This is a genomic window from Chryseobacterium sp. G0162 (genome assembly GCF_003815715.1).
Lineage (GTDB): Bacteria > Bacteroidota > Bacteroidia > Flavobacteriales > Weeksellaceae > Chryseobacterium.
This window is the reverse complement of the sequence record NZ_CP033922.1, coordinates 3,193,274-3,207,210: the sequence shown is the minus strand read 5'-3', so window position 1 is coordinate 3,207,210 and position 13,937 is coordinate 3,193,274. Positions and strand designations below refer to the sequence as shown.

Annotated in this window: 14 protein-coding genes; 12 read left to right on the top strand and 2 right to left on the bottom strand. The window is 33.3% G+C overall.

The annotated features are described in order from the left end of the window. Positions 1 to 76: 76 nt before the first annotated feature. Both EG344_RS14625 and EG344_RS14620 read right to left on the bottom strand, forming a co-directional pair. Positions 77 to 775, bottom strand: coding sequence for a LytR/AlgR family response regulator transcription factor (locus tag EG344_RS14625; RefSeq protein WP_123910046.1), 699 nt, complete (start codon positions 773 to 775; stop codon positions 77 to 79). Next, entirely contained in the window at positions 775 to 1,803 is a 1,029-nt protein-coding gene (locus tag EG344_RS14620; RefSeq protein WP_123910045.1) for a sensor histidine kinase, read from the bottom strand. Before EG344_RS14620 ends, EG344_RS14625 begins: the two co-directional genes overlap by 1 nt. Positions 1,804 to 2,032: 229 nt before the next feature. On the opposite strand from EG344_RS14620, the gene EG344_RS14615 reads away from it, so the two are divergent. From EG344_RS14615 to EG344_RS14570, 12 genes are all read left to right on the top strand, one after another. Further along, positions 2,033 to 2,725 (top strand): DUF2490 domain-containing protein, encoded by a 693-nt coding sequence (locus EG344_RS14615; protein WP_123910044.1) that lies wholly within the window; start codon positions 2,033 to 2,035, stop codon positions 2,723 to 2,725. Between the two features lie 19 nt (positions 2,726 to 2,744). Further along, entirely contained in the window at positions 2,745 to 4,031 is a 1,287-nt protein-coding gene (locus EG344_RS14610) for a CitMHS family transporter (RefSeq protein WP_123857718.1), read from the top strand. Between the two features lie 88 nt (positions 4,032 to 4,119). Continuing rightward, positions 4,120 to 5,340, top strand: coding sequence for a dicarboxylate/amino acid:cation symporter (locus EG344_RS14605; RefSeq protein WP_123910043.1), 1,221 nt, complete (start codon positions 4,120 to 4,122; stop codon positions 5,338 to 5,340). Between the two features lie 81 nt (positions 5,341 to 5,421). Continuing rightward, a complete protein-coding gene (locus tag EG344_RS14600) occupies positions 5,422 to 6,144 on the top strand; it encodes a hypothetical protein (RefSeq protein ID WP_123910042.1) in 723 nt (240 codons plus the stop codon). Between the two features lie 362 nt (positions 6,145 to 6,506). Next, positions 6,507 to 6,680 carry a hypothetical protein gene (locus EG344_RS23965; protein WP_164464361.1) on the top strand — a complete coding sequence of 58 codons (174 nt, stop codon included), beginning with the start codon at positions 6,507 to 6,509 and terminating at the stop codon, positions 6,678 to 6,680. A 289-nt stretch (positions 6,681 to 6,969) separates the two neighbouring features. Then, positions 6,970 to 7,104 (top strand): hypothetical protein, encoded by a 135-nt coding sequence (locus EG344_RS24390; RefSeq protein ID WP_262484685.1) that lies wholly within the window; start codon positions 6,970 to 6,972, stop codon positions 7,102 to 7,104. A gap of 181 nt (positions 7,105 to 7,285) precedes the next feature. Beyond that, positions 7,286 to 7,564, top strand: coding sequence for a co-chaperone GroES (gene groES, locus EG344_RS14595; RefSeq protein WP_045500963.1), 279 nt, complete (start codon positions 7,286 to 7,288; stop codon positions 7,562 to 7,564). 54 nt (positions 7,565 to 7,618) lie between these two features. Next, positions 7,619 to 7,975, top strand: coding sequence for a four helix bundle protein (locus EG344_RS14590; protein WP_123910041.1), 357 nt, complete (start codon positions 7,619 to 7,621; stop codon positions 7,973 to 7,975). Between the two features lie 68 nt (positions 7,976 to 8,043). Further along, positions 8,044 to 9,669, top strand: a complete 1,626-nt coding sequence (groL, locus tag EG344_RS14585) for a chaperonin GroEL (RefSeq protein ID WP_123910040.1) — start codon at positions 8,044 to 8,046, stop codon at positions 9,667 to 9,669. Positions 9,670 to 9,883: 214 nt separating this feature from the next. Next, positions 9,884 to 11,761, top strand: a complete 1,878-nt coding sequence (locus EG344_RS14580; RefSeq protein ID WP_123910039.1) for an ATP-dependent nuclease — start codon at positions 9,884 to 9,886, stop codon at positions 11,759 to 11,761. 474 nt (positions 11,762 to 12,235) lie between these two features. Next, on the top strand, positions 12,236 to 12,637 hold the full coding sequence (locus EG344_RS14575; protein WP_123910038.1) for a hypothetical protein: 402 nt from the start codon (positions 12,236 to 12,238) through the stop codon (positions 12,635 to 12,637). Positions 12,638 to 12,892: 255 nt separating this feature from the next. Further along, positions 12,893 to 13,879: a GTP pyrophosphokinase family protein gene (locus EG344_RS14570; RefSeq protein WP_123910037.1), complete on the top strand. Its 987-nt coding sequence runs from the start codon at positions 12,893 to 12,895 to the stop codon at positions 13,877 to 13,879. The last annotated feature ends 58 nt before the right edge of the window (positions 13,880 to 13,937 follow it).

Here is a 13,937-nt window from a genome sequence, read left to right as displayed (position 1 = left end):
AATTGAAAAAGCTCACTGAATCAGTGAGCTTTTTCTTTTTACATTAGAAATGTTTATAAAAGTTTAGCCTATTTTTTTACCCCAAATATTCTTTCAGGTGTTTTTTGTAAGTTCTTCCCAATGGGAGCTGCTCTCCTCCTTTCAGATAAATTGTATTCGAATCATATGAACTGATATGAGAAGAAAGAACAATATAGGATTTATGAATCCTGATAAATCCTAAATTTTGAAAATTTTCTTCAAAATTAGACATCCGCTCTAAGATCATATATTTTTTCAAATGGGTGATTAAAATAATATATTCTCCAAATCCCTGAACCCATTTTATATCTTGAAGAAGAACTTTATTCATGATATAATTAGACTTGAACATAATGAAATCTTCCTGTTTTTTATCTTCTGCAGATTGTTTAAACTGTAAAAAATCCTTTGCTTTATAGACTGCTCTTTTAAATGTTTCAAAGTCTACAGGTTTCACCAGATAATGCACAACATCCAATTCAAATGCTTTAACGGCATATTGAGTTTCCAATGTAAGAAATATACATAATGGTTTATAGGGAAGTTTAAGTAAAAGATCAATCCCATTGATATAAGGCATATTAATATCCAGAATAACCAGATCTACTCTATTCTTCTGCAAATATTGCAGCGCCTCTTCCGGGTTCTGAAATATCTCCAGCAAATCGATATCTTCTATCCGGTCACAATAGTGCCGGATAAGTTCTAACGCGGGATATTCATCATCCACTCCTACGATAGTGAGGTTAGCCATTATAGTTTAATTTTTAAAGTAGTTTCGTATGTATTATTCATAGCCGCTTCTGATATAAAAGTAAATCTTTCAGGGTAGTATTTTTCCAGAATGCTGATGACTGCTTCATTTCCCAATCCATTATCATTAACGTTATTCACAAGATTCCGGTTCTTTGCCACAGAATTTTTAATTTCAAATGATAGTTCCTGATCCTGTATTTTATAAAATACACTGATAAAGCTATTTCCTTCAATCCCCACTGCTGAATGTTTCAGGGCATTTTCAAATAAGGTAAGGCAAACTGATGGAGGTACTTCAATGAGCTCCAATGTTTCTTCATCTTTTATTTCAAAACTGATATCCAGTAGGTTATTATACTTTAACTGGTAAAGCCCAATTAATGATTTAATCGTTGAAAACTCCTGCATAAGCGTAATCTTTTCCTTATTGGTATCATAAATAACATACTGCAATAAGCGGCTTAACTGCAAGATAGACTCCGATGTTTTCTCAGATGGATTAAAGCTTTTCGAATAAATATTATTAAGGGTATTCAGTAAAAAATGAGGGTTTAATTTTGATTTTAAAAGGTCAAGATACAGTTGGTCTTTTTCTTCCCCTAAGTTTTTAAAATCCTGTTCAATCAGAAATTTATCCTTAGTAATTCCCAGAAATGAGGCTACCAATATAACAATACCCTGAGCAGTATACACATTGTAAAGGAATTTTGTGTTGGATAGTGTTTCATCAAATTTCATATTAAACACGGCAGGTTCCAGCAAAATTCTAAACAGGCTTGATACCAAAAAGCAGATAAATGCATACAGAATAAACTCCGGATACTTATTGGAAAGATAAAACCTGGGTACCAGATAAAAATAGACCAGATAGTAAATCCCAACATTGAAAATAATCACAAATAATACGGACCAAATGAGCTCCGGAACATCCAAAAAGTAGTTTTCGGTGAAAAAAGTGATGATAAAGAAGAAGAAAAAGAAGAAAATATGCTGAAACTTCAGCAAAAGCCCCCAATGATATTCCATCAGTCTCTTTAAAATCTTACCACTAAGTAAAACTCTAAAAATCAATAATATAAATACAATATTTATAATAAAAAACATCTAAAATATCCAATTTTCAATCTTCCAAATATAAGACCTTTTTCTCCCCGGATTGCAGTTTACTGATAAAAACTGCCATTGATTGAAAAATAAATTCACGGCTCCTTCTTATAAATATATTTGAGAAAGCAGGATATTAATTCAATTTTACATGAAAGTTAAATTATCATTAATCACCTTTTTTCTACTAGGTGCAAGTCAATTTGTGATGGCTCAAAGCCGGGACAGTTATAATATGTGGTTCCAATACCTTATGTCTGCAAAACTTACAGATAAAAGTACCTTGACAGCCCTTTCCCAATACCGGTCTTTTGACCTGGCCTATGACACCAGACTTTTTCTGGTTTCTGCTTACGTAGATTATGAAGTTGCTAATGAGGTAAGGCCTGCTGTAGGAGCCATGTTTCTTATTCTGGACTCTTACAAGTCTGATAATACCAAAAAAGAAAGGTATGAAAAAAGACCTTTCCAACAGGTGAGCCTGGGGGGCAATATCGGAAGAACTTCTATTTCTCACCGATTTCGTGTGGAAGAACGGTTCATAAGCAATCCGGATGAATTCATTGTAAGGCTTCGCTATCTTATTTCATTAAGAATCCCATTCAATAAAACCGGGGAGAAAGAAAGATTTTATGGGATCCTGAAAAATGAAATCCGAATGAATGCCAGCAAAGAAGAAACATTCGACAGCAACCGTTTAACCGCCGGGATAGGAATAAAAACAGGAAAAAACTCAGCCATAGAAGTTGCTTTTATCAACCAGCTGGAAACCGGATCTACCAGTAACTATGCCTATATCGGCTATCGAAACAATTTTGACTGGAGAAAAAATAAAAATAAATAACCTCAAATACAAACCATCTATGCTTACATTCCTTGGATTTTTGATGATCATCATTTTTATGGTGCTTATCATGAATAAAAAGATGACTCCTCTTACTGCCTTAGTCATTATTCCTGTAGCCATCGCATTTTTAGCAGGTTTTGGACCTCAGTTGGGAGAAATGATGAAAAATGGAGTCAAGGAAATAGCCCTTACAGGGGTTATGCTCATCTTTGCCATCCTTTATTTCAGTTTAATGATAGATACCGGGCTTTTTGAGCCATTAGTCAATCTTATTTTAAAAGCAGTTGGAGACAACCCTGTCAAAACAACGATTGGAACCGCTATCCTTACCACATTGGTTTCTCTGGATGGTGATGGTTCTTCCACTTATATTATTGTTGTTGCAGCCATGCTTCCTTTATATAAAAAACAAGGAATGAATCCATTAACGCTGACCTGCATCATCATGCTGGCTGGTGGAATTATGAATATTTTACCTTGGGGAGGTCCTACGGCAAGAGTGATGAGCTCCCTGAAACTGGGACACACCGAAATTTTTGTGCCTATGATTCCTATCATGGCTTTAGGTATTATCTGGGTAATTTTTGTGGCCTACATTCTGGGAAAAAAAGAAAAGAAACGCATTGCAAAATATGGGAAGTATACGAAATACAGTACAGGAGACATTGCGGGAGAATCTGATCCTCAGCTTCTTCGTCCAAAACTGATCTGGGTGAATTTAATATTGACTCTCGTTCTATTAACGGTAATGATATTAGACATTGTTCCTTTAGGGATTGCTTTTATGATTGCCTTTTGTATTGCCTCTGTCATCAATTATCCCAAGTTGAAAGACCAGCAGAAAATTATTTCAAAACATGCCGGAAATGCTTTGTCTGTAGCAGGAATGATCTTTGGAGCAGGAATCTTTACGGGGATTCTTAATGGAACCGGCATCATGCAGGCTATGGGAAATAGTATGATAGATATTGTGCCCAAAAGTTGGGGCAGTTATCTGAATATTATTACAGCAATTTTCAGTGTTCCTCTTACTTTCTTTCTTACGAATGATGCGTATTATTTTGGGATATTACCTATTATTGAGGCTACAGGACGTCAGCTGGATATTGCCCCTGAAATATTAGGAAGAGCAAGCCTTGTTGGTCAGGCTTCCCACTTATTAAGTCCGTTGGTTCCCTCCACTTATCTGTTGGTATCCTTAGCCGGTGTAGAATATTCTGACCACCTGAAGTATACTTTAAAATGGGCAATTGGATCATCAATTATTATGCTTTTAGGAGCATTAGTTCTTGGAACCATATGATAAAAATGTAATGAATAATGAGTATCTTCAATCTCAGAAATAATAATACAGCTTAAAAATTGTTTTGTAAAAACAGCTTATTTTTCAGATGAAATCCTTACAATCTCAAAAAACATTTACCGGAAAATATCTTAAAAATCTTACATTGTATGTGTTTACAGCAATGATAGGAGGCGTATTGGCTGGTCATTATGTTCCTGAGGAAAGTATAAGGATGGGAGTGGTGAGCCGGTATTTTTTCATGATCCTGGAAACACTGATCCTTCCTGTTATATTTATGGCAGTGGTATATGGAATCAGCCAGCTATCTGATCTCAAAAATGCCCGAAATATTGTATGGCAGACGATTTTATATTTTTTGGTAATCACTTCCATCGCTATTATCTTAGGTTTCGTTTTTGGGTTAATGATGCAGCCCGGTTCTGATACAGGAATAGATGTCACCAAAATCAATACAGCTTTACCCAAAACATTTGAAATTAAAGATGATAGTGTGCCCAACCTTATCTATCTCAACAGGCATGGTATTTTTCTATTCCTCTCTATTGTGATCGGAATTGCTATGAATTTTTCTTCAAAAAAAGAAAAATTCCTGAATATATTGGATCAGGGTGTGAATATTTTTTATACGGTCATTAAGTACCTTTACATCATTCTTCCCCTCATTATTTTCTGTAATATCGCCTATGGTGTTTCTGTATATGGTCTCAATACCCTTCTTCCCCTGAGTAAAGTAGTTGCCACTGTATATATAGCGGATATTGTATTTATTTTTGGAATTCTGGGGGCTGTTTCTTATGTTTTCAAGTTCAATCTTTGGAAATTTTTACTGAACATCAAAGAAGAAATTATCCTGGTAGTCAGTACCTCATCTTCTAAAGCAGCCTTCCCTCTCATTTTTGAAAAAATGGAATCTGAAGGATACAGCAGGAAAATTTTAAGGTTTATTATTCCTTTAGGATATAATTTTAATCTTGCCGGAGCCTGTATCTATCTTTCCGTGACTTGTTGTTTTCTGGTTCAGTTTTATGCGATTTCGTTAAGTCTCAATGATTATCTGTGGCTTTTTATCATCGTTTCTATTACCTCAAAAACAGCCTCCGGTGTGCCTGGTTCAGGATTTCTGGCTCTTATTTTCACCTTGAACAGATTCGGGAAAATTCCGTTGACAGATATTGCCCTTCTTTACAGTGTGGATCGTTTTATGAATGAGGCCAGATCGGTAACCAACTTTATAGGAATTGCCGTTTCCGGAGCTATTATTTCAAAGATCAATCAACAACAGAAAAGTAAAAAGATTTCTGTTTAATATTATTTAAAAAATTGTTATTAAAATGTATTCAATCCTGTAACTTTTTGAATTTCAACTCAACTAACTAATAAAAAGACCATGAGAACATTCTTATTCCTTTTATTAGTGAGCAGTGCGAATCTCCTTTCACAGCAGCTTCTTACTCCTGAAAATATACAGATCAATTCTAAATTAATCAAAGATGAAACATCAGAATCTGTATGGTATGCTGAAAATGCCGGTACAAAAATAGAAATCGGAAGTATTATTACAGAAATCAAAAAGCTGAACAAAACAGATCTTCTTATCAAAACAACAGTGAAAATGAAACAAGCTCCTGATGCTCAATGGACAGATTCTACTATTGTAAAAACCTCAAATTTCACCCCGGAATATCATTCTTCTTACAACTCCATGCGAGACATGGTTCTGAAGTCCGATAAAGATAAAGTGACCGGATATTATCTGGATAAAAAGACGCAGAAAAAAGATAATATTGATATTCCGGCAATTCAATATTTTGACAGCAGCAGTTATGCAATGTTGATAAGATTTCTTCCATGGAAAGAACACTATTCTGCCGAAATTTCTATTTTCGACTACAACCCAAAATCTGAGAAAAAAGGAATGATGAAAGCTTATATTCTGGATACCCAAAAGTCAGAATATAAAGGAAAAACGGTCTGGGTTGTGAAAACAAATGACGATATCAGTAACAAAACCACTACCACCACCTACTATATTGATCCTGTAACAAGAAAAATTGTGAAACAGGAAATGGATATGAATGGAAGAAAAATGTTTCTGGAGATGACCTCATAAAAAGACAGATATTAAAATATCAACAACAGCCCTCTGTCTACAAACGATTTAACAACCTGTATTAAAAACATTTACCTTTGAATCAACAATAAAAACACAAGCTGTCAAAAAAACTGATTGACATTAAATGTTCAGGATTAAAAAAAACAAAGGTATTATCTATGAAAAATGCAAAGTTACTAAACAGAGACACACAGAAATCCATTCGTGGAGGGTTATCTACTGCAAAACTTGTTTGTTGTGATTATGATGACCGTATGAAATGTATCCGCTGGATCGGACCAGGGCAATTTTGTCCATAGAATAAAGGGTAAGAATAAAAAATGATTTCAAAAGTATTATCCTGAACTAAATAAGAATACTTGAAGAATCATACAAATTCAACATCATTATCTATGAAAAATGCAAAACTATTAAACAGAGACGCTCAAAAAGTGATTTGCGGAGGAATTGTTACAGCCAAAATCAAATGCTGCGAAAAAGACAGAAATGGGAACTGTACTTTATGGATCGGACCGGGGCAATATTGTCCATAAATCCTAATAAAAAAGATGATATAGAAGCTGGAAATTTTTCCGGCTTCTTTTTTTATATTCTCCTTTGTTATAACGATCTTATCTCAATAAGTTTTATCATTCATTTTTTTAACCATATAAAAAGAACAGATAACAACTGATAACCAATTAATTAATTTTTAAAAAAAAATTAAAATATATCACACATAATGGAAAAAAACTTATCTTTGATTGATTTTATAACACCAAATGTCAAAATCCTGATTGACTTTAAACGCTCAGGAAGTATACAAATTAAATATTATTAACTATGAAAAATGCCAAATTACTAAGCAGAGATGCTCAGAAATCAATCAACGGCGGTGCGGCAGGACGCTTTTGCTGTGAGTACAATTACAAAGGACAATGTATCTTATGGATCGGACCGGGACAATATTGTCCATAAAAACAGGTTCCATAAAAATTAAACACCTAAAATAAAAGCCGGAATTTTCCGGCTTTCTGTTTTTTATTTTTCTGCCAAATTTTCACATTCCGTCATAAAAGTCTGCCATTTCAGCCGTCACCGTCTCATGGCATACATTTAGAGAATTACAACACAGAAATAATTAAAAAATAAATATATTATGTCAGTAAACTTTAAACCATTGGCAGACAGAGTTCTGGTAGAGCCAATCGCAGCAGAAACTAAAACAGCTTCAGGTATTATTATCCCGGATACTGCAAAGGAAAAGCCGCAAGAAGGTACTGTAGTGGCAGTAGGACCTGGTAAAAAAGATGAACCTACAACGGTTCAGGTAGGTGACAAAGTTCTTTATGGAAAATATTCAGGTTCTGAATTGAAGTTAGAAGGTAAAGATTACTTAATTGTAAAAGAAGCTGACTTATTAGGAATTATAGGGTAAGCTGCTGGCTATTGGCTTCTTGCAAATGGCTTCTTTCTACATAGAAATTAATTGATGAGAGATTTTAAAAAATTTGAAGTTTGGCAATTGAGCCATCAATTGACTTTAAAAATCTACACTTCAACCAAAAACTTTCCGAAAGAAGAAATTTTTGGACTGACCTCTCAGATCAGAAGATCATTTGCATCTATTGGATATAATATTTCAGAAGGAAGCGGCAGAAATTCAGATAAAGAATTTGCCAACTTCATCAATATTGCTCTGGGATCATCCAATGAAGCTGAAAACCAATTAATTCTTGCAAAAGACTTAGAATACATTCATGAAAATGATTATCAAAATCTTTTGGAAGAGTTAACAATACTCAAAAAGAAGCTTGTCGCTCTATGGAACAGGCTCAATGGAAATTAAAAAATAAAATTAAACACGCGAATTGCTAAGGCCAAAAGCCAGCAGCAAGTCGCCAAAAGCTAAACAACATGGCAAAAGAAATAAAATTCGATATTGAATCAAGAGACGCTTTAAAAAGAGGTGTAGATGCATTGGCTAATGCAGTAAAAGTAACTTTAGGTCCTAAAGGAAGAAATGTGGTTATCGAAAAATCTTTCGGTGCTCCACACGTAACTAAGGACGGGGTGTCTGTTGCAAAAGAAATCGAACTTGAAGACAGAGTAGAAAATATGGGAGCGCAAATGGTAAAAGAAGTTGCGTCCAAAACTAATGATATCGCAGGAGACGGTACTACTACCGCTACTGTTTTAGCACAAGCTATCGTAAGAGAAGGTCTTAAGAATGTAGCTGCCGGTGCTAACCCAATGGATCTTAAAAGAGGAATCGACAAAGCAGTAAGCGCAGTTGTTGAAAACCTTAAATCTCAATCTAAAACAGTTGGAGATTCTACAGAAATGGTAAAACAAGTTGCTTCTGTATCTGCTAACAATGATGAAACGATCGGTGCTTTGATCGCTGAAGCTTTCGGAAAAGTTGGAAAAGAAGGTGTAATCACTGTAGAAGAAGCTAAAGGTATCGATACAACAGTTGACGTTGTAGAAGGTATGCAGTTCGACAGAGGATACCAGTCACCTTACTTCGTGACTAACCCTGAGAAAATGTTAGCTGAACTTGAAAACCCATATATCCTTTTAGTAGAGAAGAAAATCTCTTCAATGAAAGAATTATTACCAGTTCTTGAGCCAATTGCACAAGGTGGTAAGTCTCTATTAATTATCTCTGAAGAAGTGGAAGGGGAAGCTTTAGCTACTTTAGTAGTAAACAAACTAAGAGGTTCTCTTAAAATTGCTGCTGTAAAAGCTCCAGGATTCGGAGACAGAAGAAAAGCAATGTTAGAAGATATCGCAATCCTTACAGGTGGACAGGTAATTTCTGAAGAGCAAGGTTTCACAATGGAAAACATCTCTTTAGATATGCTTGGAACTGCTGAGAAAGTAACGATTGACAAAGACAACACAACGGTTGTAAACGGTGGTGGTGACGAAGCGAAAATCAAAGGAAGAGTAGCTCAGATCAAGGCTCAGATGGAAACTACAACTTCTGATTATGACAGAGAAAAACTTCAGGAAAGACTAGCTAAGTTAGCTGGAGGTGTTGCTGTTCTTTATGTAGGAGCTGCTTCTGAAGTAGAAATGAAAGAGAAAAAAGACAGAGTGGATGATGCCCTTCACGCTACAAGAGCTGCAGTGGAAGAAGGTATTGTTGCAGGAGGTGGTGTTGCATTAGTAAGAGCAATCTCAGCTTTAGATAACCTTACCGGAATCAATTCTGACGAAACGACAGGGATCAAAATCGTAAAAAGAGCGATCGAGGAGCCATTAAGACAAATCGTTGCTAACGCAGGAGGTGAAGGTTCTGTAATCGTTGCTAAAGTAGCAGAAGGTTCAGGAGACTTCGGATACAATGCTAAAACTGACGAGTATGTTCACATGCTTGAAGCAGGAATCATTGACCCAACTAAAGTAACAAGAGTTGCCCTTGAAAACGCAGCTTCTGTATCTGGAATGCTTCTTACCACTGAATGTGTAATCACTGAAGTGAAGAGCGCTGAACCAGCTATGCCAATGGGTGGTGGAATGCCAGGAATGATGTAATAGTGTAAGCTAAGACAAATTTAATATATAAACCGTTCTGCTTTTTGTGGGACGGTTTTTTGTTTTTATGGTTTTCCGTAAGGAAATAATATATTTAATTTTTAAATTGACGATTGATAAATAAGTAACTAAAATCAAAACAACATTAGCGTAATTGTACATTAACACAACGCGTAAATTTGAATATTACCTGCAATTTAAATATAGACTAGGAATGATAAAAATACCAATAAATATTAATTTACCTGATCTTTGGACATCAAAAACATTTACTAAAAATGATTGGGGAGAAATTAACTTAATAGTCGGACCAAATGGAACTGGAAAATCACTTTTTGCGGATCAACTTAAAAGTCAGATTCAACTAAATGGCTATAATCCAAGACTTTTAAATGCTGAAAGGCTAAGTGGACTTGAGAAGCGAAATTATGACTACTTTGGAATTAGTAGAATAGATTCTGGCTTTAATATTTCAGATTTTAATCGTTTAAAGGCATATGGCGAAGAATTTGGATTATCATCATCTGCTTTTATTATACTAAAAGAAAGACTCGATATAAGAGTAAAAATCGAAGCTTTACTATCTGATATATTTAATAAAACAATTCGTTTAGTTGAAGAAGGTGGCTATCTTAAACCAAAAATTCAAAATAATTCAGGAGGTGAAGAATACGGTTTAAAAGAGAAGGAGTGCCACGGTTTAAAAGAATTGTTGACACTTCTTACATTTTTGTATGATGATAGTAAAAATTGCTTAATTTTTGATGAACCAGAATTACATTTACATCCTCAATTTCAATCATTCTTACTAAGTGAAATACGAAGATTTGCTGGCGACCCAAAGGTTGACTCTACCAAAAAATTATTTTTCATTATTACACATTCACCATACTTATTAGACTTACGAAGTCTTGATGATTTAAAAAGCATTCTTGTTTGTCATTATAATGAACCACCAAACTATGTGGACAATTTAGAAGCACAAGATGAATATATACTAAGAAAATTTTTACCTCGATTCAACACTCATCATAAACAATTTTTCTTTTCACCAAATCCAGTTTTTGTTGAAGGGTATACTGATCAGCAAATAATTACTTTACTTTTTGATAAATTAGATTATAACATTAGTGCTTCAGGTTCTAGCGTTATTGATGTTGGAGGAAAAGATGAATTAGCAGTTTTCTTTAGACTTTGTAAAACACTAAATATCAAAGCAAAAATAATAGCAGATTTAGATGCTTTATTTAAAGGTAAATTAAGAGAAGTTGCACAACAAGATGAAAATTGTACAAAATATATTCAAAATAATGGTTTAGGAACTGATTTGTCGCGACTAATTGGTGAATTAGATCAAAAATTAAAATCCATAGCTGATGAATTAATTACTAAAACAGTTTTGGATAAGGATATTAATCATATAATTGACTACTTAAAACCAATAATTGGAACTTCCGACAAAAGAAATTCTGTTATTACTTCAATGTTGATTGCTCTAGTAAAGTTTAAAGATAAAATATTAGTACAATTATCATCAAAACATCAAGGAGAAATACATTACATTCTTGCAAGATTTACACATTTACTAGAAGCCTTTAAAGCTGCAAGCATATTTATATTTCCAAAAGGAGAAATTGAGCATTATTACACTCAAACAGAAATAGATTATTTGAACTTTACAGACAAAGATAAAAATACTTCTTTTCATACTGAACGTGATTATATTTTATCTTCGACAGATTCCAATAAGCTAGAAGAAAACTATGGAGAACTTATTTCAATATTGAAATCTTCAGTTCCTCAAATTAAAGTTGATTTAAGCAAACATCTTAAATTTCAAATTGTAGAATGGTTACAAACAGTACAAAGAGCGATATCAAAAGGCGATATAACAGATATTACTGGTTTAAAAATTAATTCTAAGATTGATTACAACCTATTCAGTCAGATTATTGAAGTTGTAGACTTGAAAATTGAAGATGATAAAAGATTTGTATGTAAAATAAAAATAAATAAATCTTTAACAAGTATTCATCAAGAAATATACTTTTCGGAATCTACAATACCTCATAACTTTGAATTCAATATATAAAAAACTAGAATTAACAGGGATTGGGCGAAATAACTGAATAAGTACAAAAAACTTGAACATAATTGGAAACTAGAAAAAAATTGGTATCGGATAATGGAACGAAATTAGAATTTATTTAATCATAAATTATCTCACTTAATAAAGGTGCTAAACTTACATCAATAAAGCCAAGTAATCCAAACTTAGGAACCTCATACACAACGCAGCTTCTGTATCCGGAATGCTTCTGAATGTAGAGCACTGAAGTGAAGAGCGCTTAACCAGCAATGCCAATGGGTAGTGGAATGCCAGGAATGATGTAACAACGTGCCGTTGAGACAATTTAATATACTAACTGCTCTATTTTTATAGGGCGGTTTTTTTTGTTTTTATGGTTTTCCGTAAGGAGATAACAATCTAAAATTTTAATTTAGTTCAAAAGTTCTAGAACATTAATTATTACTTACAAAACTAAAAATTAAAACAAAAAAAATTATGTCAACAACATATCATGAAAATAAAAAAATTAAATGGTCAGACTCAGGAACTGCTTATCATGCCAATGGCAAAATAGCATACTCTTCAACTGGAACTGCTTATCATGACAATGGTAAAATAGCATACTCCTCAACTGGAACCGCTTATCATGACAATGGTAAAATAGCATACTCTTCAACCGGAACTGCTTATCATGATAATGGCAAAATAGCATACTCTCCAACTGGAACTGCTTATCATGACAATGGTAAAATAGCATACTCTTCAACTGGAACATTTTATGATGCTAACGGTAAAATTACAAAACAATCCAGTTTTAGTATAAGTTTGGGTAAAGGCATTATTTTACATATTATTCCAAATATAAAAATCACCGTTTATGGGAGAAAAATTAATTGACAAAACCGATCTTTTTTATAACTAAAGTAAATAACATAAAACTAGTGGAATGCCAGGAATGATGTAACAGTGTGTCGCTGAGGCAATTTATACTAACCGTTCTGCTTTTGTGGAGCGGTTTTTTTTGTACAGAATATGATTTCCCGTAAGGAAGCGATATTTTGATGTTTTAATTTAGCCAAAATTATTGATATCAATAATTTGAGAAGTTATATTTTTACTGTAATTTTAAATTATACAACTCATAAAAACGCCATGAACAAAGAAGACATTGAGAAACACTATAGCGAAAATAAATCTCAGTATGAAAATTTAGCTGATAATATTAAACAAGCTTTAAAAACATTCTTTGGAGAAAATAATATTTCTTTTCATTCAATTTCATCCCGAATAAAAGAACTGGAGTCATATATTGAAAAAATTGATAGAAAAGGATATGAAAATCCTATAGAGCAAATTGAAGATTTTTGTGGCGTAAGAATCATATGTTATTACCCATTAGATCTAGATAAAATAGCAACTATCATTAATGATGAATTCGAAGTTATCGAATCAATAGATAAATCTGCCAACATGGAAGCTGATAGATTTGGCTATAGATCTAATCACTATATTGTAAAAATAAAAAAAGATTGGTTAAAAGCACCAAATTATAGAGGACTTGAGCATTTAAAAGCAGAAATTCAAGTACGAACAATATTGATGCATAGTTGGGCTGATATTGAACACAAATTAGCTTATAAAAAGCAAGACGATATTCCAAAGGAATTTAGAAGAAAGTTATATCAGTTAAGTGCTTTATTAGAAATTGCAGATGCACAATTTCAAGAATTAAAGAATAATAAAGAAAACTTTAAATCTTCTTTAATAAAAAGTGATAAAGAAGGTAGTGATTTCTTTGATATTAAAAGTGATTTAAATTTGGACTCACTCCAAGCCTATTTAGACTTTAATTTTCCTGATAGAAAAAAAATTGATACCAGTGATTTATTAGAAGAGCTTAAAAAATTAGGAATTAGTTTGGAAGAAATTGAAAGATATAGAGTTGAAACGATTGATATCTTACCAAAAGTAGAAGAAGAAATTATGACAGAGGGTAGAATGTTTCAAATAGGTATTATCCGAGCCCTGTTAGACCTAAAATCTGATATTTATTGGAAAAAAAGACCTGAAAAAATGAAGGAATCGCATTGGGGGGAAGTAATGCAAAAATGGAGAAAAAAAATACCACTTTCCAACTAATGCAAATATAATATTTGTATTTTAAATTTTAATAATTATAGTCCCTCTCGTTCAGAGT